14 protein-coding genes are annotated in these 18619 nt (G+C 62.0%); 4 read left to right on the top strand and 10 right to left on the bottom strand.

Going from position 1 to position 18619, the window contains the following annotated elements:
* Positions 1 to 60 precede the first annotated feature (60 nt).
* The gene (locus tag ACIQ2A_RS21490; RefSeq protein ID WP_398483161.1) at positions 61 to 471 is read right to left on the bottom strand and encodes a flagellar assembly protein FliX; all 411 of its coding nucleotides are present in this window, start codon (positions 469 to 471) and stop codon (positions 61 to 63) included.
* A gap of 329 nt (positions 472 to 800) precedes the next feature.
* Here ACIQ2A_RS21490 and ACIQ2A_RS21485 point away from each other — a divergent pair, with 329 nt between their 5' ends.
* From ACIQ2A_RS21485 to ACIQ2A_RS21470, 4 genes are all read left to right on the top strand, one after another.
* Entirely contained in the window at positions 801 to 1925 is a 1125-nt protein-coding gene (locus ACIQ2A_RS21485) for a flagellar basal body P-ring protein FlgI (protein WP_398483159.1), read from the top strand.
* Positions 1925 to 2314, top strand: a complete 390-nt coding sequence (gene flgJ, locus ACIQ2A_RS21480) for a flagellar assembly peptidoglycan hydrolase FlgJ (protein WP_398483157.1) — start codon at positions 1925 to 1927, stop codon at positions 2312 to 2314. Before ACIQ2A_RS21485 ends, flgJ begins: the two co-directional genes overlap by 1 nt.
* Before the next feature lie 17 nt (positions 2315 to 2331).
* Complete coding sequence (locus ACIQ2A_RS21475) at positions 2332 to 2826, top strand: hypothetical protein (protein WP_398483155.1); 495 nt, start codon at positions 2332 to 2334, stop codon at positions 2824 to 2826.
* Positions 2827 to 3039: 213 nt separating this feature from the next.
* On the top strand, positions 3040 to 3426 hold the full coding sequence (locus ACIQ2A_RS21470; RefSeq protein WP_398483153.1) for a hypothetical protein: 387 nt from the start codon (positions 3040 to 3042) through the stop codon (positions 3424 to 3426).
* Positions 3427 to 3429: 3 nt separating this feature from the next.
* Here the strand turns inward: ACIQ2A_RS21470 and ACIQ2A_RS21465 are convergent, their stop codons facing one another.
* From ACIQ2A_RS21465 to ACIQ2A_RS21425, 9 genes are all read right to left on the bottom strand, one after another.
* Positions 3430 to 3789 carry a hypothetical protein gene (locus tag ACIQ2A_RS21465; RefSeq protein ID WP_398483151.1) on the bottom strand — a complete coding sequence of 120 codons (360 nt, stop codon included), beginning with the start codon at positions 3787 to 3789 and terminating at the stop codon, positions 3430 to 3432.
* Between the two features lie 94 nt (positions 3790 to 3883).
* The gene (gene flaF, locus ACIQ2A_RS21460) at positions 3884 to 4252 is read right to left on the bottom strand and encodes a flagellar biosynthesis regulator FlaF (protein ID WP_398483149.1); all 369 of its coding nucleotides are present in this window, start codon (positions 4250 to 4252) and stop codon (positions 3884 to 3886) included.
* Between the two features lie 4 nt (positions 4253 to 4256).
* On the bottom strand, positions 4257 to 4634 hold the full coding sequence (flbT, locus tag ACIQ2A_RS21455) for a flagellar biosynthesis repressor FlbT (protein WP_398483147.1): 378 nt from the start codon (positions 4632 to 4634) through the stop codon (positions 4257 to 4259).
* 200 nt (positions 4635 to 4834) lie between these two features.
* On the bottom strand, positions 4835 to 7285 hold the full coding sequence (locus ACIQ2A_RS21450; protein ID WP_398483145.1) for a flagellin: 2451 nt from the start codon (positions 7283 to 7285) through the stop codon (positions 4835 to 4837).
* 386 nt (positions 7286 to 7671) lie between these two features.
* A complete protein-coding gene (locus ACIQ2A_RS21445) occupies positions 7672 to 11145 on the bottom strand; it encodes a flagellin (protein ID WP_398483143.1) in 3474 nt (1157 codons plus the stop codon).
* A gap of 401 nt (positions 11146 to 11546) precedes the next feature.
* Positions 11547 to 13958, bottom strand: a complete 2412-nt coding sequence (locus ACIQ2A_RS21440; RefSeq protein ID WP_398483141.1) for a flagellin — start codon at positions 13956 to 13958, stop codon at positions 11547 to 11549.
* Positions 13959 to 14703: 745 nt separating this feature from the next.
* Complete coding sequence (locus tag ACIQ2A_RS21435; protein WP_398483140.1) at positions 14704 to 16296, bottom strand: flagellar biosynthesis protein FlgL; 1593 nt, start codon at positions 16294 to 16296, stop codon at positions 14704 to 14706.
* A 7-nt stretch (positions 16297 to 16303) separates the two neighbouring features.
* Positions 16304 to 18175: a flagellar hook-associated protein FlgK gene (gene flgK, locus ACIQ2A_RS21430; protein WP_398483138.1), complete on the bottom strand. Its 1872-nt coding sequence runs from the start codon at positions 18173 to 18175 to the stop codon at positions 16304 to 16306.
* Positions 18176 to 18232: 57 nt separating this feature from the next.
* Positions 18233 to 18619: flagellar hook-basal body complex protein (locus ACIQ2A_RS21425; protein WP_398483136.1), on the bottom strand; the 387-nt coding region annotated here is incomplete at its 5' end.

The following is an 18619-nucleotide window of genomic DNA, read 5'->3' as shown; positions in this document are numbered from 1 at the left end:
CGGACCTGTCCCCGGCCGGGTTCTCCACTGGAACTTTGGCGATCTGGAGAGTTTCGAAGCTCAGGTGCGCGCGGCCTTGGCGAGTTCGACCTCGACCCGCAGCTCGATTTCGGACAGCACGGCGTCGAGGCCTGGGTCGCCCGAGGTGGCTTTCAGGTCCGCCGCAGCCGTGCGCAGACGCGCCACGGTGGCAGGCGTGATCGCCCCGGACAGCAGGCCGATCTTCAGTTCGTCGAGCACATCAAGTGCGCCGCGGCCGCGCTGCACCGACTTCTTGCGGCGCTCGGTCGGGTCCTCGACGCTCTGCATGGCAATGAGTGCATCGATGCTGTTGGCGGCGCGGGGGGCCGCGGTCGGGCGCGCATCGGCCGCAGGAGCCGCGTCAGGCAGCGAAAAGGTTCCCGAACCGGTCTTCTTCGTGCCCGAGGAAGGGGTTCCGAGCGTGGTGCCGTTGGGTCCGTAAATGCGCATCGGCAAGGTCCAGCGAAATGGCGGCCATTTCCGGTCCGCACAGGGGCCACATCCCAGTCCCGCGACAAGCAAAGCGGAAGCCGGTGGCCCTGTCTGCACCCTCGCGGTTTATGGTTAATCAAACGTAAATGGCCCGGCAAAATCTGCCGGCAGCGGCAGTTTCGACTCGGCACCGACGCCTGGCGAAGCTCGCTGCAGAATATTTTGTCCAGCAAAATCATAAGGATGACCGCACCCTGAAGACTGGCACGGCGCTCGCATTGCTAATGCTGGACACCGCTATGGGAGTGGCGATGTCTGCGTGAAAAGACCTCAGCGGGGAGCAGAGGATGTCGAGCCTGACTTCGATCCGATTCTATCAGACGGCCTGCGCCGCGCTGTGTGCGCTTGTGCTGTCGATGGCATCGGCCCATGCGACCTCGCGGATCAAGGATCTCGCGAATATCGAAGGCGTTCGGCAGAACCAGCTGATCGGCTACGGCCTCGTGGTCGGCCTGAACGGCACCGGCGACACCCTCAACAACATTCCCTTCACCCGGCAGTCGCTGCAGGCGATGCTGGAGCGCATGGGCGTGAACATCCGCGGCCAGACGCTGCGCACCGGTAACGTCGCTGCCGTCATGGTCACCGGCAACCTGCCCGCGTTCGGCACCCAGGGCACTCGCATGGACGTCACCGTGTCAGCGCTCGGCGATGCCAAGAACCTCACCGGCGGCACCCTGCTGGTCACCCCCCTGCTCGGCGCCGACGGCAATGTCTATGCGGTCGCCCAGGGTTCCCTGGCCATCAACGGCTTTGCTGCCGAAGGCGCTGCCGCCAGCATCACCCGCGGCGTGCCGACGGTCGGCCGCATCGCCAATGGCGCCATTATCGAGCGCGAGATCGAGTTTGCGCTGAACCGGCTGCCGAACGTCCGTCTCGCACTGCGCAATCCGGATTTCACCACCGCCAAGCGCGTCGCCGCTGCGGTCAATGACTTCCTCGGCAGCAAGACTGCGGAGCCGATCGATCCTTCCACCGTGCAGATGTCGATCCCGGCCGAGTTCAAGGGCAATGTCGTCGCGCTGCTCACGGAGATCGAGCAGTTGCAGGTCGAGCCTGACTTGGCTGCCAAGATCATCATCGACGAGCGCTCCGGCATCATCGTGATGGGCCGCGACGTGCGTGTCGCCACCGTCGCCGTCGCCCAGGGCAATCTCACCGTCACGATCTCGGAAAGCGCCAATGTCAGCCAGCCGGCGCCGCTCTCCAACGGTCGTACGGTCGTAACCCCATCGACCCGCGTCGGCGTCACCGAGGACGGCAAGAAATTCGCCATCGTCAAGGACGGCGTCTCGTTGCAGCAGCTCGTCGATGGCCTCAACGGTCTGGGCATCGGGCCGCGCGATCTGATCGGCATCCTGCAGGCCATCAAGGCTGCCGGTGCCATCCAGGCCGATATCGAGGTGATGTGATGTATGGCATCGACGCAGCCGCCGCCTATCAGGCCAAGCACCCCACCCTCAACGGCCGCCCCGACCAGACGCTGATCGACGCGTTGCAGAAAGTCTCGCCGCAGGCGCAGGCCAAGACGCGCAAGCAGTCGGAAGACTTCGAGGCGATGTTTCTCAATTCGATGTTTTCGCAGATGACCTCGGGCATCAAGGGCGATGGCCCGTTCGGTGAAACCACCGGCACCGGCGTATGGCGCTCGATGCTCACCGACGAATATTCGAAATCCTTCGCCAAGGCCGGTGGCGTCGGCATCTCCAATGAAGTGTTTCGTTCACTGATCATCCAGCAGGCCCAAGGCTCGACCAACGCGGCCACGAGCAAATCGGCCGCAACACCTGCCGCCAACTGATCGCAGAGGACACCGCCATGAACAATGCATTGCGCCAGCAAGCCGCTCCGATCGCAGCACCACGTTCGGTCGCAACACCGATGGAAGCGCGTCAGCTCGCTGACGGCCTGATGAAGGTGATGAACGATCTCCTCGCCATCATCGAGCAGGAAACTGCGCTGGTCCGCGCCGGCAATATCCGTGAGGCGATCAAGCTGGAGCCGCCGAAGGCCGATATGTCCAAGCGTTACATCACCATGATCACGCTGCTGAAGATGAGCCAGACCTATCTCGCCAGCACGACCCCCGATCTGCTGCAGGCACTGCGCAAGCATCACGATGTCTTCCGTGCGATGCTGCAGGTCAATCTCACCGTGCTCGCTACCGCACATGCGGTGTCCGAAGGCATCGTGCGCGGCGTCAATGCGGAAATGCAGCGCCGCAATATCCCGCAGACATATACGGCCGCCGGCCGGCAAGCACAGCCGGGCCGCGCCAACATGACGCCGCTCGTCATGAGCCGCTCGCTGTAAAACGGTAGGGCGGATGAGCGAAGCGTAATCCGCCGCAGAGCTTCAGCAATTAAATCGGCCGGCGGATGACGGCTACGCCCTATCCGCCCTACGGTCTCGCTCGTATTTGAATCAAATCTTAGTTTGGAAGTAAGCGCCGGATTCATGCGTCCGGTGTATTCTTGGCGTTTGGGAAAGGGGTCGGGATTCGTCTGTGGAGCCAGGAGGGCTACCATGAGTACCGACTATTTAATCAAGCCGGTGGGGGCACCGGTTGTTGCAGCGATGACACGACCCGTACCAGAAGCGGTGCGCGAAGCCGTGCCGACTCAGCTGCCGCCAGACAAGACCGTCACCGCCGCGCCTGGCGTCTCGCATGTCAATGTCTCACCCGCAAACTATCAGCAGGTGGATAGCGACCGCATTTCCAAGGGCGTGATCATCGATCGCGATGCCGGGCAGATCGTCTATGTGTCGGTCGATAAGAAGACCAACCAGATCATCAACCAGTATCCGGAAGAAACGCGGCTGCGGACCCGTGCCTATCTGCGCGCGATGGATGCGGCGAAGCAGGATGCCATGCTTCATGATCGCCGGATCGAGACCGATCGGAATGCCTGAGCGTCAGACGTCGCGGATTGCGAACGCCGTATCGAGATAGGTGCTGTTGGTGGCAGCATCCGTCACGACGTTTTTGATCGTCGCCTTGTTGTCGGCCGTCATCTGGAATTTGGTATCGCCGACGCGGAAGGAATTGTCCTTGATCAGCACCTGCTGATACTTGACGGTTCCCTCGCTCTTGTACTGCACTTGGGCGCGAAAGCCATTGACCTGCGAGATGGCGATTTCGAACTTCTTGCCGTTGGCGTAAGTCCCCTTCCAGCTCCCTTTATAGGCATCGGCGTCCACCGGCACGTATTTGCCTGCTGTGATCGGCGTGGTGGTCTTGTACGCTGTTGCAAGAATGCTGAGTGCGTCGGCCATGACTGTCCTCGCGATCTGGAATTGGCTGGAAGCGCCAGCCGAAATGCAGCGCCACTAGGCAGCAGCGCGCGTTAACAACGCGTTACGCCGGCAATCACGCACCGCGGCCGCTGAGGCCGGCAGCGATGTTGCGATTGATATCGATCATCGACTGCAGCTTCGTGGCGTCCGGCTGCAGCTTCAACGCAGCGCACTGGGTCAACACGAAGATGCCGATATTGGCAATGTTCTGCCGGATCTCGATCGATTCGGGATTGCTGTCATTCATCGCATCACCGACGAAGATCGACCAGAGCTTGCGATTGAAGAGCAGCGCTTCTTCGAACTGCGCGTCGGTATGGCCGAGATCGGTCATCACGTCCTGCAGCTTGCGTGCTGCTTTCAGAAGAGCCTGGGCTTCGATGTCACGCGGTGATGCCGTGGTTTGAGCAGTACGTGCGTAGGCATTGGCACCGATTGACATGAAACTACCTCAGCAAATCTTCTTCCCGCTTCATCAGCGGACGCAATTCCCTGAGTGCTTTGTAAAGTTGGCCACTTAAGATTAGCTTACTAATTTCCCCAAGAGGCTCGCGATAGCTCGGCACTGCTTCGATCAGTTCCTTGATAAAACCGAGATAGAGTTCCTGATACGCCGGTATATCGTTCTCGAGATACATCATCTGCACACAGAGATAGATACGCTTCACCGGCGTGTTCGCCGTGTCAGCTGTAAGAATATCCTTCTCGCGCAAGATCGGCGCATCGCCGTCGATCAGGAACGCCGTGCGCGTATCGGAATTGGTGATCACGCTTTGACCGATGATGATTCGCTCACCCGGCTTCAGCTCCACTCGCAATGGCATTCCGATCTCCTCTTTCCGTCTGTGCAGAACGGACATGTACACGCGGGCACGACACCCTTCGGAACCGTCAAAATACGACGATTGCGGCTATTTATCCAGTCATCCGAATACCACGGGCGCTTCTGCGAACGGTGTATCCAGAAAGCCAAACGGCGAGGTTTCCCCCGCCGCCCGCAACGTCTTTCGCTTTGTCGCCAGCCTTACTGGAGCAGCTTGAGTACGCTCTGCTGCGACTGGTTGGCCAGCGCCAGCGCCGAGACCGCGATCGACTGACGGGTCGACAGCGCCTGGCTGTTGGCCGCCTCTTCGTTGGTGTCGGCCAGCGTCAGGTTGGACGAGCCGGTCTGCAGCACGTTGATCAGGTTCTTCGCAAAATCCTGACGGATCTGCACGATCGAGAGGTTCGAACCGAGCGTCGATGCTTCCGAGCGCAGGCGCGTGCTCGCGGCATTGAGCTGGCTCAGCAGCGCGTTTGCGGAGTTGTTGTCGAGCAGATCGAGGCCGCGCTGCAGCACCGGCAGGCCGAGACCTTCCGGCGACAGCGTCACGCCGGGAATGTTCAGCGTCGACTTGCCGGTCTCGTTGAACACGAGCTTCAGCGTGTCGCCGTTCAGCAGGTTGATGCCGTTATACGACGCATCCTGCGACGTCGTGGTGATCTGGTTGACGATGTTGTTGTACTGCTCGACCAGCAGCGCACGCGCCGACATCGACACCGGATCCGGTGTCGGCACCGTCGGGTTGAGGCCGTTGAACAGGTTGCCCGTGGTGGTGGCCGAGCCGCCGATCACACCGATGGTCGACGATGCCGCGTCGTTCGACGTCGTGATGGTGATCGCGCCGGTGGTGGAGATCACCGCCTGCAGATTGTTCGGCAGCAATGCCGCATTCAGCTGCGCCAGCGTCGAGACCTGTCCGGGATTGGTACCGAAGGTGATGTTCGTCGCGGTGGTGTTCGTCGTGGTCGCAGCGATGGTCAGCGTCTGGCCGCTGAGGCCACCCGTTGCTGGCGTGCGCTGGAACGTGCCGGTGGTGAGACCGAGCTTCGCGAGCGCGTTGCCGCCAAGCGTCAGGTCCGACGCCACGCCCGTCTGCAGCGTCACGATACCGGCCGTCGAGACGACGGAGCCGGTGCCGCCGGTGATCGCATCGACCGCCTGCAGGATGTCGTTGACGGTGCCGGTGGTGATATCGATCGACAGCGTGCCCGAGACCGCACTACCCACGGTGCCGGTGCCGTTGTTGAACGAGATCGTCTTGCCGTTGATGACGAGTGTATCGGTCGCGGTGAACTGTGTGGTCAGCGCGCTCGTCGTCGGACCGGCGGTACCGCTGAGCTTGCTGGCAGCGGTGATCGGCGCCGGGGTCGAGGGAGCGATGGTCCGCGCGGTCGTGCCGCCGGTGAGACCCAGCGCGGTGAGACCTGTGCCGCCAAGCACGAGATCCTGAGCGACACCGGTGCTCACATTGACCTGGCCACCCGCCGTCACCGTCGAGGCGCCAGTGGCCGAACCGGTGATCGTGTCCAGCTCGGTCAGAACGCTCTGCACCGTGGCGGTTGCAAGATCGAGATAGGTCGTGTTCGCCGCACTGCCGGCCGAGCCGCCTGCGCCGCTGTCAAAGAACGCGATGGTCTGGCCGTTCGCGGTGATCGTATCGGTGGTGGTCAGCGCTGTCGGCAGCGCGTTGGAAGTCGGGGTCGCCGTGCCGGCGAGACGCGTACCGGCTGTGATCGGCGCCGGGGTCGTCGCAGCATTGGTGCGGTTGGTCGTGCCGCCGGTCAGACCGAGCTTCGCAAGACCGGTGCCGCTGATGATCAGGTCGTTGGTCGTGCCCGTATTCAGCGTGATGGCGCCACCAACCGAGATGGATGACGTGCCGCCCGAGATCGCGTTGATCGCAGCCAGAACTTCGTCCACATCGCCAGTCGTGATGTCGATCGAGAGCGTGCCCGCAGTCGCCGAGCCGGTGGTGCCGGCGCCCGAGTTGAAGGCGATGGTCGTACCGTTGACGACGATGGTGTCGCTCGCGGTGAAAGCAGTGGCCAGATTGTTCGAACCCGCGCCTGCCGTGCCCGACAGATTGGTCGAGCCATTCTGGGCGGTCGTCGTGGTATTGTCGCTGTTCAACGCCGACCCCACCGTCGCAGCGCTCTGATAGGCGCCGAGATGGTTGTTGTTGACGATGCTGCCTGCATTGACCGCCGGCGTGATCGCGCCGGTGTGATTGTTGTTGAGCACCGAGCCGGCGATCGAGCCGCTGGCGATACCCGTGCCGCCCAGAATATTGTCAGCATTGGCCCCGGCATTGGCCGGCGTCGTCAACGATGATTTGGTGTAGCCGACATTGCTCTGCAGCGCCTGGTTGGCGACCGACTTCGCAGTGTCCACCAGCTTCTGCAGCGAGGTGATGCCGGTATTCGCGGCTTGCAGGATCTGCACGCCGTTGCTGATGCCATCGAGCAGATTGTTGATGTCGCCTGCGCGGCTGTCGAGGCCGGCGGCGGTGAAGAAATTGGTCGGGTTGTCGAGCGCGGAATTGACCTTCTTGCCGCTGGCAAGCCGGCTTTGCGTGGTCGCCAACAGATCGGCTGTCGATTGCAGCGAGAGCAAATTCTGGCGAACGGACGCCGAGAGAACTACGCCTGACATGTTGTGACCTTCCTGTTCCTTGCGGAGACCGGACCTTCAGGTCCGCGCCGCATGGCAGCCGCCTACGACTCGAGGTCGCAGCGATGCAGCCGGTGATGTTCAACGCCCTTCTGGAAGAGGGACCTCGACGCACCCCTGAGGGGTGTCACCGGATCAAGTACGGCCGATTCTCGGCCTGCCTGCTTCCTGCTCAGGCCGAATATGCGCGCGGACGATTTAAAATATGGTTAACAGCCTATTAAGGCTTGCCCCAAACTGTCCCAAAATGGAAAAATCGCGCAACTTCAAAGCGTTGCAAACAGGCTCAACAACGCACCAAAACGCCGGCAACGGCGGGGTTTCCCCCGCCGTTGCGACGTTCTGTCAGTCTTTCCGGTCAGCAGGAATCAGCGGAGCAGTTGCAGCACCCCCTGCTGGGACTGGTTGGCCAGAGCAAGTGACGAGACCGCGATGGACTGGCGGGTCGACAGCGCCTGGCTGTTGGCCGCTTCCTCGTTCGTATCGGCGAGCGTCAGGTTGGACGCACCGGTCTGCAGCACATTGATCAGGTTCTTCGCGAAGTTCTGACGGATCTGCACCACAGAGAGATTCGAACCGAAGCTCGATGCCTGCGAACGCAGCTTGGTCGACGCATCGTTGAGGCCGGTGAGGATCTTGTTGGCCGACGCGTTGTCCAGGAAGTCGGTCCCCGACAGCAACGACGACAGACCCAGACCTTCCGGTCCGAAGTTGACGCCGGTGATATCGAGCTTCGACGTCCCCGTTTCGTTGAAGGTCAGCGACAGCGTATCGCCCGACAGCAGGTTGACGCCGTTGAAGGACGAGTCGGCCGCAGTCGTCTTGATCTGGTCGATGACCTGATTGTACTGCGCGACCAGGCTGGCACGGGTGGCCTGCGAGTTCGGATCCTTCAGGGCGTTGTTCACCGTGACGCCCGAGAAGATGCCGCCCGGATCGGTCGCCGTGCCGCCGAGCGCACCGATATCGGCCGAGGCCGCATCGTTGGTCGTGGTCAGGGTGATCGCGCCGGTCGTGCTGATCGAAGCCTGCATGTTGTTGACGGCAAGCTTCTTGTTCAGCTCGTCGAGGGTCGAGACCTGTCCAGCCGCATCATCCGTACCGAAGGTGATGGTGATCGGCTCCTTGGCGCCGCCGGTCGCACCGATGGTCAGCGTCTTGCCGGTCAGGCCGGGATCGATCGCCGAGCTCTTCTTGGTGGTGCCGGCTTCCAGGCCCAGCTTCTTCAGCACCGAGCCGGCGAGCGGACCGACGCCGTTGTCGCTGATCACGAGATCTGCGGCATTACCAGCATTGAGCTGGACCTTGCCGTTGACGACCTTCGAGCCCGAGCCACCGCTGATCACATCGATCTTGGCCAGCAGCGCATCGACGCTGTCGGTGATATTCACGTCGTTGCCGGTCGCGCCGGAGGCGACGAAGCTGATCTCGGTGCCATTGACCGTGATCTTGTCGCCGACGGCGAAGCTGGTCTTCAGCGAGTCTTCACCCACCTCGCCGCTCAGCTTGGTCGCACCGGTGATCGCCGGAGCGGTCGCCGGGGTTGACACCCGCGCCGTCGTTCCACCGACCAGGCCGAGCTTGGCGAGCACCGAGCCGGCAGTCCCTGCGCCAACCGGAACGTCGCCCAGAACCAGGTCTTCAGTAGTGCCGGTGCTGAGATTGATCTTGCCGGCCGTGCCAGTCGCCGTCGAAACGTTCGATGCACTGGTGCCGGTGGCGCCGGTGATGTCATCGATCGCACCGAGCACATCATCGACGGTCGCCGTCGCCAGATCGAGATAGGTCGTATCGACGTCGGTGCCGGCAGCGATGTTCGAGCCAGTGGACGAGGAGTCGTAGAACTCGATCGTCTTGCCGTTGACCGTGATCTTCTCGCCCTTGACGATGTCATTGGCCAGACCGTTCGAGGTCGGGCTCGCCGTGGCGTTCGAGAGCTTGGTCGAGCCGGTGATCGGCGGCTGAGCAGTCGCCGGAGCTTCCACGCGGTTGAAGATGTTCGCCGTCAGGCCGAGCGAGGTCAGCGCTCCTGCTGAACCCGCAACGGTCAGCGTTGCATTGGCCGTGCCGCCATTGAGCAGGATCTTGCCGGCATCAGCGCCGGTGCCGAAGCTGGCGACACCGTGACCGGTGGCGCTGCCGAAGATCCCGTTGATCGAGTCCAGCAGATCCTGAACCGTGCCGCTGGCGAGGTTGATGTTGTTGCCGGTTGCGGACGGCGCGGTCGCAGGCGTGTTGCCGAAGGTGATGGTCTGGCCGTTGATCACGAGCGACTGACCGGCAGCGATACCGATATCCGACAGCAGGCTGTTGGCGGCAATCGTCGAGGTCGGCCCGGCAGCGTGATTGACTGCGAGCGCAGTGGGTGCGGCCGGCGCGTTGCTGATCGTCACCGGGGCGGCGTTGCTGTCCGTCAAGGCGTTGAGGCCAAGCGTGGTCAGCATCGCATTGGTGAAGCCTGCGCTTCGGCCGATGGTGACCGCATTCGCGTTGCCGGTGTGGATTTCGATCGCGCCGGCAGTCGTCAGGGTCGTCTCTGTGGGGCTGCTATTGCCCATTGCCGCATCGATCGTCTCGAGCAATTGCGCCATCGTCGCCGTGGAACCGGTCCCGACATTGATGTCGTAGCCGTCATCGTTGTCACCTACGATAGCGGTCGTTGTCGCATCGACGAAGCGAAGCTCGACACCATTGATCGTCAGCGTCTCGCCGATCAGCGTGGAAAGATTGATCGAGTTAGACGTGGCTGTGCCAGCCAGCGTGGTCGCAGCATCGATCGCCGTGCCGTCGGTGGCATTCTTCGCGCCACCGGTGAACACCGTATCGAGAGGCGCACCGACCGCATTGGTCAGGCCCAGCGGGCCGGTCGTCGAGATCGCCGTGCCGAGGCCGAGCGCATTCAGATCGGCGGTGAGCGACCCCGTAAAGTCGACATTCTTCGTGCCGTCACCGGTGTGCAGGACCACCTGACCGCCGACCACGGACGACTTATGCGCCGCATCGGTGTTGCCCATGGCGACATCGAAGGTCTCGAGCAGACGGTCCAGCGTCACCGCCGAGTTGGCCGAGATATCGACGGTGAAGCCGTCGGTCGCATCGCCGGTGATGCCCGCAGCCGCCGGGGTCGAGTCGAAGGTGATGCTGACGTCGTTGATCTTGATGGTCTTGCCGTCCAGCGCCGCCAGATTGATCTGGGTGGCAGAGCCGGCCGCATTGGTCAGCGTCGAGGCGCCGGTGACGGCGGCCGCGGTGCCTGCGGCGTTCGTCAGCGTGGTGCCGGTGAAGACCGTATCGGCATTGTCGGTGGCAACGCGGGCGGCGCTGCTGCCGGTGGTCGCACCCGAGACCACCACCGTCGAGTCGCTATGGACGACCGACGCGCCGGCCACGATCGCATTGCCGAATGTCGCGGAAACATTGTTGGCCAGCTGCGTACCGGTGACCGAGCTGGTCACGGCGGCGGTGGTGCCGAGCAGGTCGTTGGCGGTGATGCCCTTGTTGGCGGCGCCGGTCGCGCTCGACTTGGTGTAGCCGACGGTCGTCTGCAGCGCCTGGTTGGCGATCGACTTGGCGCTGTCCACCAGCTTCTGCAGCGAGGTGATGCCGGTATTGGCCGCCTGGATGATCTGCACGCCGTTCCCGATGCCGTCGAGCAGATTGTTGATGTCGCTTGCGCGCGAATTCAGCGACTGCGCGGTGAAGAAATTCGTGGGGTTGTCCAGCGCGGAATTAACTTTGTTTCCGCTGGAAAGACGACCTTGGGTAGTGGAGAGCAATTCGGCGGTCGACTGCAGGGACAGCAGGTTCTGACGCACGGATGCCGAAAGGGTGATGCTGGACATACCTTGATACCTTCCTAGTAGACACAACTGGGCCCTTCTTGGGCTCAGGTGGTAGGATGAGGCGTCTCAGCTTAAGAGTTGGTAAAATAAGAGGCAGAATTTAAAGCTAGAAGGTGTAATTCTAGCACACAAACACCTATAAGCGATTGAGAAATCAATCACTTAGATTGTCCCGCTTTAGTTGCAAAAATAATTTGCCGAAATAGCCCGTCCCTCGAATGGTAAACGGGAATCGACGCGATCAAGGTCTTCTTAACGAAAAAGGGCAGCCCTGAGGCTGCCCTGACGCATCAAACGACAAAAGGCAGCTCGTGGGCTGCCTTGCGCAACGAAACTTGACGCAACGAAAAAAAGCGGCGGGGTTTCCCCCGCCGCCTTCTGTTTCGGTTCTTGAGCTGCGCTTAGCGGAGCAGCTGGAGCACGCCCTGCTGCGACTGGTTGGCCAGCGCGAGCGAGGAGACGGCGATCGACTGGCGGGTCGACAGCGCCTGGCTGTTGGCCGCTTCCTCGTTCGTGTCGGCGAGCGTCAGGTTCGACGCACCGGTCTGCAGCACGTTGATCAGGTTCTTCGAGAAGTCCTGACGCATCTGCACGATCGAGAGGTTCGAACCGAAGGCCGAAGCCTGCGAACGAAGCTTCGAGCTGGCCGAGGTCAGCGACGCCAGAACCTTGTTGGTCGCGCTGTTGTCGATGAAGTCGGTGCCGGCGGTCAGTGCCGACAGACCCAGACCGTCCGGACCGAAGCTGACGCCAGAGATGTCGAGCTTCGACTTGCCGGTTTCGTTGAAGGTCAGCGACAGCGTGTCACCGTTGAGCAGGTTGACGCCGTTGAACGACGAGTCCTGAGCAGTGGTGCGGATGTTGTCGATCACCTGGTTGTACTGGGCGACGAAGCTTGCACGGGTTGCCTGCGAAGCCGCATCGGCCTGAGCCGAAGAGACCGTCGAAGCAGCGAACAGGTTGCCGGTGTTGGTGGCGGAACCGCCGATCGCACCGATCGTGAACGAAGCAGCGTCGTTGGTCGTGGTCAGCTTGATCACGCCGGTCGTGCTGATCGAGGCCTGCAGGTTGTTCGTTGCAAGTACCTTGTTCAGCTCGTCGAGGTTCGACACTTCGCCAGCGGCATCGTTGGTGCCGAAGGTGATCGACAGATCGACACCGTTGGTACCGGTCTTGCCGACGGTCAGCGTCTGGCCGGTGAGACCAGCGTTAGCCGGGGTGCTCGCAGCCGTGGTGCCTGCGGACAGACCGAGCTTGGCGAGGCCCGTACCACCGATCTGCAGATCGGCCGTGGTGCCAGCGTTCAGCGTGGTCTTGCCGCTCACAACGGCCGAACCGGTGCCGCCGCTATAGGCGTCGATCTGGGTCAGCACGCTGCCAACGGTGGCCGTTGCGAGATCCAGATAGCTGGTGTTTGCGGCAGAACCGGCTGCACCACCCGTCGACGAATCGAAGAAGGCGATGGTCTTGCTGTTCACGGTGATCGTGTCAGCCGTGGTGAAGGCGGTCGACAGCGAGTTGGTGCCGACATTGCCCTTCAGCGTGGTTGCGCCGCTGATCGTCGCTGCGGTTGCAGGCGAAGACGTGCGGGTCTGATCGTAGGTAGCGCCCAGGCCGATCTTGGCGACGCCGGTGCCCGACAGCGAGATGTCGGCGAGCGTACCAGTGGTCAGCGTGATCGCACCCGTCGTTGCGTCGATCGCCGACGTACCACCGGTTGCGGTGTTGATCGCACCCAGCAGGCTGTTGGCGCCAGCGCCACCAACCGTCGCCGAAGCGAGATCGAGGTAGACCGAGTTCGCAGCCGTACCAGCCGAACCGCCAGCACCCGAGTCGAAGAAGCGGATGGTGGTGTTGTTGGCAACGATGGTGTCGGCGGTGGTGAATGCAGTACCGAGAGCGTTCGAAGCCGGGCCCGCTGCGCCACGGAGCGTGGTGGCAGCCGTTACAGCCGACGGCGAGGTGCCGTTGTAGGCACCGCCGGTGCCGAGACCCAGAGCAGCAAGCGGCGTGCCCGAGGCGTTGGCGATGTTGAGCGACGTACCGGCAGCAGCGGTCAGCGTGATCTGGCCGCCAGCGTTGACGCTCGACGTACCACCCGAGGCGGTGTTGATCGCGGTCAACAGGTTGGCGACAGTGTCGTCAGCACGAACTTCGGTCGCGCTCTGGTTACCAGTGCCGGCCGCAGTGATCGTGATGGTGGTGCCGTTGACAGTGATGCTGTTGCCAGCGGTCAGCGGGGTGGCGAGCGCGTTCAGTGCCGTACCCGTGGTGATCGGATTGGTACCGTCAGTAACAGGCGTACCCTGCGTCGTACCACCGGTCGACGTACGGTTGTTCTGCTGAGCAGAGCCGGCAGCACCAGCGGTGGCAACGAAGGTCTGGGTGGCGTTGTTGTAGACGGTGCTGGACGTCACCGAGCTCGTGACCTGAGCGGTCGTGGCGAGCAGGTTGTCAGCAGTTGCGCCCGAGATCGAGCTGGATGCAGCCGACTTGGTGTAACCAACGGTGGCCTGGAGAGCCTGGTTGGCGATCGACTTCGCGGAGTCGACGAGCTTCTGCAGCGAGGTGATGCCGGTGTTGGCAGCCTGAATGATCTGGACGCCGTTGCCGATACCATCGAGCAGGTTGTTGATGTCGCTGGCGCGATTGTTCAGCGACTGGGCAGTGAAGAAGTTGGTGGGATTGTCGAGCGCCGAGTTGACCTTGTTGCCGGTCGCGAGGCGGTTCTGCGTGGTGGAGAGCAGATCAGCAGTCGACTGCAGCGAGAGCAGGTTCTGACGGACGGACGACGAGAGTGTAATGCCGGACATGTTTGGTTACCTTCCTGGTAAACTGAAACAACGATCTTCTTGATCGACGGCGGCGACGATGAACTCCAGACTCTAACAATGCGTAAAACCAATCGCGCAGATTCAACACCCGTTGTAGGTGCATAAAACTACCACAACGCCCCCTTTCAAAACGCTGCGAACCGCTTGAAATTCAGGCTTTCCGTAATCGTATCAATCGCTTTCGCGATATGTGGATGCAGATACCACGCGCATGATTGAGGTACCTGACAACCGAAGCGGTTGTGCTTTCGGCATGCGTCGAGAGGGATCCTTAACCAGGCTGCACGCGATTAATTTTGCGCGCGCATCTGCAGTCGGCGAATTCGCGAAACCACTGCAGGAATAGGCGATTCACGCCCTAAGGGTGCATTCATATCATCATACTACTTGATGCATTTCAGGACGATCGACGCGGCGAACTCACTTTCCTCATATCACTCAGGTAGTTCGCGAAAGACGCAGTGGTTCGCATCGCCATTTCCAACATGAGCGCACGGTCTTTCAGGTTGTATTTCTGTGCTGCTTCGGTACCCGGCAACGCGAAAATCGACGAGGCGATCACGCGTCAGACCATGAATTCAACCTTAGATAAAACAATATCAGAAAAACATTCTTAGGATGCCAGACAAGGTTTGTTCGCACAAAGAAAGAAGCCCGACTCGCGAGAGCCGGGCTTCTTTTCGCATTGTCAGTTCGCAGGCGCGCGCGCCCTCGCCTGTTGGGATCAGAGGAACTTGACGAGGCTCATCTGATACAGCGTCGAGGTCGTCTGATACGACGCCTGCAACGCCGTCTGCAGCGCCAGGATCTTGGTGGCGACCTCGTCATTGTTGATGCCCTCGATACTGTCGAGCATGGTCTGCGCCATCGCCTTGGTCTGCACCTGGCGGTCCGTGCTCGACTTGATCGCCGCCTGTGCGCCCGCAAAGTCGGCCTGGATGTTCTCGACCGTCTGCTGGCCGGGCACGTCGGCGAGGTTCTGCGCCACGCGCTGGTTCAAGGCCGTGATCTGCGCATTGGCGCTCTTGGCGTAATCGGGATCGCTCAGCCGGTTCGCATCGACGGCAACCGCGGCGAATACCGCGACCGTCTGCAGCTGGTTGCGCAGCGCCTGCTCATCCGCACGGGCACCATATTGCACCGTGATCGACGTATCGATCTGCGACACCGCGGCGCCGCGCGCAGCGCCATTTGCGGCGCTGTCCTGCTCGCCATTGTACCAGATGACGGTATTGCTCGCATCGCCGGCGACCAGCGTGGTGGCGGAGCCGGCCGGCGTCGAGCCAACCCGCAGCGGCGGCTGGTCGAAGAAGTTCTCGCCGGCCTCGATGGCGGATGCGGCGACCATCGGGCCGTTGGCGAGATCCTTCATGGCGCTGCCGAGCGCCGTATTCAGATTGATCGCGGTGGCTTCCGCAGCCGTCACCGGTGGCGTCGCGCTCGGGTCGGCCGCGCCGATGGCGAAGGAATTCGCCGGCAGCGGTGTCTTGTCCGACGCCGTCAGCACGATGTCTTCCGTGGTGCCATCCGGCATGGTCATCGTGACCTTCACCTGGTCGCCGACCTGCGGCGTGCTGGTGCCGAGATTGACCGACATCGACTTCTGCTGCGGTGTGGCGGCCGATGGCTGCGTCACCGATGCGCCGGCGATCGTAGTGGAGATGCTGGCCATCTTCATGCCGAATGGCGACGCCGCCGCAGGCGGCGCAGGCGTCATGTCTTCTTCGGTGATGGCCACCGTGGTCGTGGTCGGCGCACCAACGGTGGTGCCGACACGGCCGTTATTGTTGACACCGAGATCGGCCGTGTTGCGCTCGGCGATCACCTGCTTGAGGCCGGCAATCGCTGCGCCATTGCCATTCATGATCTGGTCGGCCGGCGCCACCGGCGCCGTATCGGTGGCGCGACCCGAGAACAGATAACGGTCGCCCGATCGGGCGTTGAGCATGTCGACGCTGTCGAAGAAGTTCAGCGATGCCGTCTTCTGTCCAGGCGTCTGGCCGGTATTATCGAAATTGCCGCCGGCGCTGACGGCGGCCCCCTTCACTTCCGTGCCGATCGCCACCAGCCGCTGCAGCGACAGATTGGCAACGCCGATCCGCGTGTTGAGATTGGTGGCCGTGTCGGCATAGGACGCCACCGTCGTGATCTGCGCGCGCAGCGCGATCGACAGGCTGGCGCCGCTGCCGAGCGCGGAATAGGTGTTGCCGATCTTGCCGCTCGACAGCTGCTGCGTCAGCGTGTCGAGCTGACTGCGCAGATTGAGAATGCCGGTGCCGATATAGGAGGTCCGCCCGCCAACGCCGCTGATTGTCATGATGGCCTCAGAATGCGTTCATCAGGGATTTGTACAATTCGTTCACGGTCGACATCACCCGCGCATTGGCCGAATAGGCATTCTGCAATGCGAGGAGATGCGCCATCTCGTCGTCCATATTGACGCCCGACGAGTCCGCCATCTTCTTGTCCAGTGTGTTCAGCACCACGTTCTGGCCATCGGCCAGTTGCTTGGCCGACTCCGCCGCGGAGCCCTGCTGGCTGACGAACTGCCGCATATAGCTGAGCAGATTGCCGGTGAACGGCGCATTCGTGCTGCCGGTGCCGGTCTGCGCGCCGTAAGTGAAGCTCGCATTGGTGAGCTGGTTCAGCATGAAGGACGACCGCGTGGTGTCGCCGGCCAGGGTCGAGGAGCTGTAAGTGACGAGTTTGGACGGATCTGCGACCAGCGCGTTGTTCACCGTGAGGCGACCGGCCAGGCCGGTCATCTGCGATCCGTTGGCACCGACTGCGCCGCTATAGGCGGAGCCGTTATCGGTGAACAGCGAGAACTGCGCGCTGCCATCGGCCAGCGTGCCCGGCGGCTGCGTCACCGTCGTGGACAGATTGTTGATCGTTGCAAAGGCTGGATTGCTGGTGACCGACAGCGACGATAGCGATGTCCCGCTGAAGGTGACACTGCCGCCGAGCGCACTGTTGATCTGGTTCAGGATGCCGGCGGTGCCCTGCGAGAAATCGATCCCGATCACTTTGTCATTGGGATTGGCGGTCGCCGTATCCTTCAACGGCAGCGCGTCGGGCGTATCGACCCGCATCAGCGTGATCTGTTGCTGCTTGCCCGTCGCCGCATCGGTGTATGTGAGATTGATCGTGTTGCCCGCGAGCAGCTTCGACGCATCGAGCGCATAGTCGGTCGCCGGCGCCACCGGGGCCGGCGAGACCGTGGTCTTGTCGGACAGCGCGCTCGAGATCGATGCCGCGAATTGGTCGAGCTGGTTCTGCGCCTCGACCAGGGTCTTGTCGCGCAGCTCCGTATAGGCCGCAATGGTGCCGGATTTGATCGCACCGGTCGCGGTCAGGTCGATGGAGCCACCGTTCGGCAGGTCGATCACGACCGAACCGAGCGTGCTCTTCGAGGGATCGGCATTCCATGCGGTGCCAGCTGAAACAGTTCCCTGCGCATCGAAGCGCAGCGTCGCTGCCGTGTTTCCGACCAGCTGCACGCCGGAGCCGGTGAACACCGTCACCTGGTTGGCGCCATTGGTGGTGACGCGGATATCCATCAGCTGCGAGAGCTGATTGACATACTGGTCGCGCTGGTCCAGCAGCGCTGCCGTATTGGCGTCGGTGGAGGTGCCGCCGAGCGGATTGGCCGTCAACTGATTGTTGATGGTCGCAATCTGCTTCATCAGATTGTTGGCGGTGGTGACGGAATCCTTGATGCCGTTCTCGGCACCGCTGCGCAGATTCTGAATCCCCTGCGTCATCGAGTTCAACTGCTGCGCCAGCGTCTTGGCGGCATTGAGCACGCCGATGCGCGCCGATGAACTGTCGGCACTCGTCGACAGCGCCTGCACCGCAGAGGTGAGCGCGTTGAACGAATATTCCAGCGAACCGACCGAGCCGGGATCGCCGTAGAGGCTCTGCATTTGCTGCAGATAGCTCGACCTCAGCGACGCATAACCCGCTCCCGATGTCTCGGTCCGAAGCTGCGCGAGAATGTATTGATCGAGTTCGCGATTGACACCGATGGTGCGAACGCTGCTGCCGTCGCCGGCAGTAACGGCGATCTGGTCCGTGGCCTTGCGGATATAGCCGGGCGTTTCCGCATTGGCGACATTCGACGAGACAAGCGCAAGCCCGGCCTGGTTTGCCCGCAGGCCGGCCATGGCGATGGAGAGTGCGGTGTTCAGACTCATGACAAACTGTCGCTCTCAAGGTTCACGGAAGAACGGCCGCCGAAGCGGCCTATGGCGTTAGCGCATCACGTTCAGCAGATCCTGCACCATGGTGTTCGTGGTGGTGATCACCTTGGTGTTGGCCGAATAGGCCTGCTGCGTGATGATGAGTTTGGTGAATTCGTCGGCGATGTCGGTGTTCGACGATTCCAGCGACGAGCCGGAAATGCTGCCGCCCTTGCCGTACAGTGCTTCACCGGATTCATTGGTCACTTCGAACGCACCGCCATCGATGCGCTTGAGGAAGTTGGCGCCGTTGAAGGTGGCGATTGAGACTTCCGCGAGATCGATGTTGCGGCCGTTCGAATAGCTGCCGACCACGCGGCCTTCATTGCTCACCGACACGCTCTTGAGCTGGCCCGCGGCATAGCCGTCCTGCTGCAACTGGTTGACCTGCGCATTGCC

Origin of the sequence: Tardiphaga sp. (assembly GCF_044336785.1) — a bacterium.
Taxonomy (GTDB): Bacteria; Pseudomonadota; Alphaproteobacteria; order Rhizobiales; family Xanthobacteraceae; genus Tardiphaga.
Note: the sequence above shows the minus strand (reverse complement) of the source record. Positions and strands in the feature narration are given on the sequence as shown.

Bases quoted from the DNA above. Each gene is read 5' to 3' on its own strand.
- ACIQ2A_RS21485 (WP_398483159.1), top strand. From the start codon at position 801: ATGTCGAGCCTGACTTCGATCCGATTCTATCAGACGGCCTGCGCCGCG.
- ACIQ2A_RS21450 (WP_398483145.1), bottom strand. From the start codon at position 7,285: ATGTCAGGCGTAGTTCTCTCGGCGTCCGTTCGCCAGAATTTGCTCTCG.
- ACIQ2A_RS21490 (WP_398483161.1), bottom strand. From the start codon at position 471: ATGCGCATTTACGGACCCAACGGCACCACGCTCGGAACCCCTTCCTCG.
- ACIQ2A_RS21445 (WP_398483143.1), bottom strand. From the start codon at position 11,145: ATGTCCAGCATCACCCTTTCGGCATCCGTGCGTCAGAACCTGCTGTCC.
- flgK (WP_398483138.1), bottom strand. From the start codon at position 18,175: ATGAGTCTGAACACCGCACTCTCCATCGCCATGGCCGGCCTGCGGGCA.
- ACIQ2A_RS21475 (WP_398483155.1), top strand. From the start codon at position 2,332: ATGAACAATGCATTGCGCCAGCAAGCCGCTCCGATCGCAGCACCACGT.
- flbT (WP_398483147.1), bottom strand. From the start codon at position 4,634: ATGCCATTGCGAGTGGAGCTGAAGCCGGGTGAGCGAATCATCATCGGT.
- flaF (WP_398483149.1), bottom strand. From the start codon at position 4,252: ATGTCAATCGGTGCCAATGCCTACGCACGTACTGCTCAAACCACGGCA.
- ACIQ2A_RS21440 (WP_398483141.1), bottom strand. From the start codon at position 13,958: ATGTCCGGCATTACACTCTCGTCGTCCGTCCGTCAGAACCTGCTCTCG.
- flgJ (WP_398483157.1), top strand. From the start codon at position 1,925: ATGTATGGCATCGACGCAGCCGCCGCCTATCAGGCCAAGCACCCCACC.
- ACIQ2A_RS21435 (WP_398483140.1), bottom strand. From the start codon at position 16,296: ATGACAATCAGCGGCGTTGGCGGGCGGACCTCCTATATCGGCACCGGC.
- ACIQ2A_RS21465 (WP_398483151.1), bottom strand. From the start codon at position 3,789: ATGGCCGACGCACTCAGCATTCTTGCAACAGCGTACAAGACCACCACG.
- ACIQ2A_RS21470 (WP_398483153.1), top strand. From the start codon at position 3,040: ATGAGTACCGACTATTTAATCAAGCCGGTGGGGGCACCGGTTGTTGCA.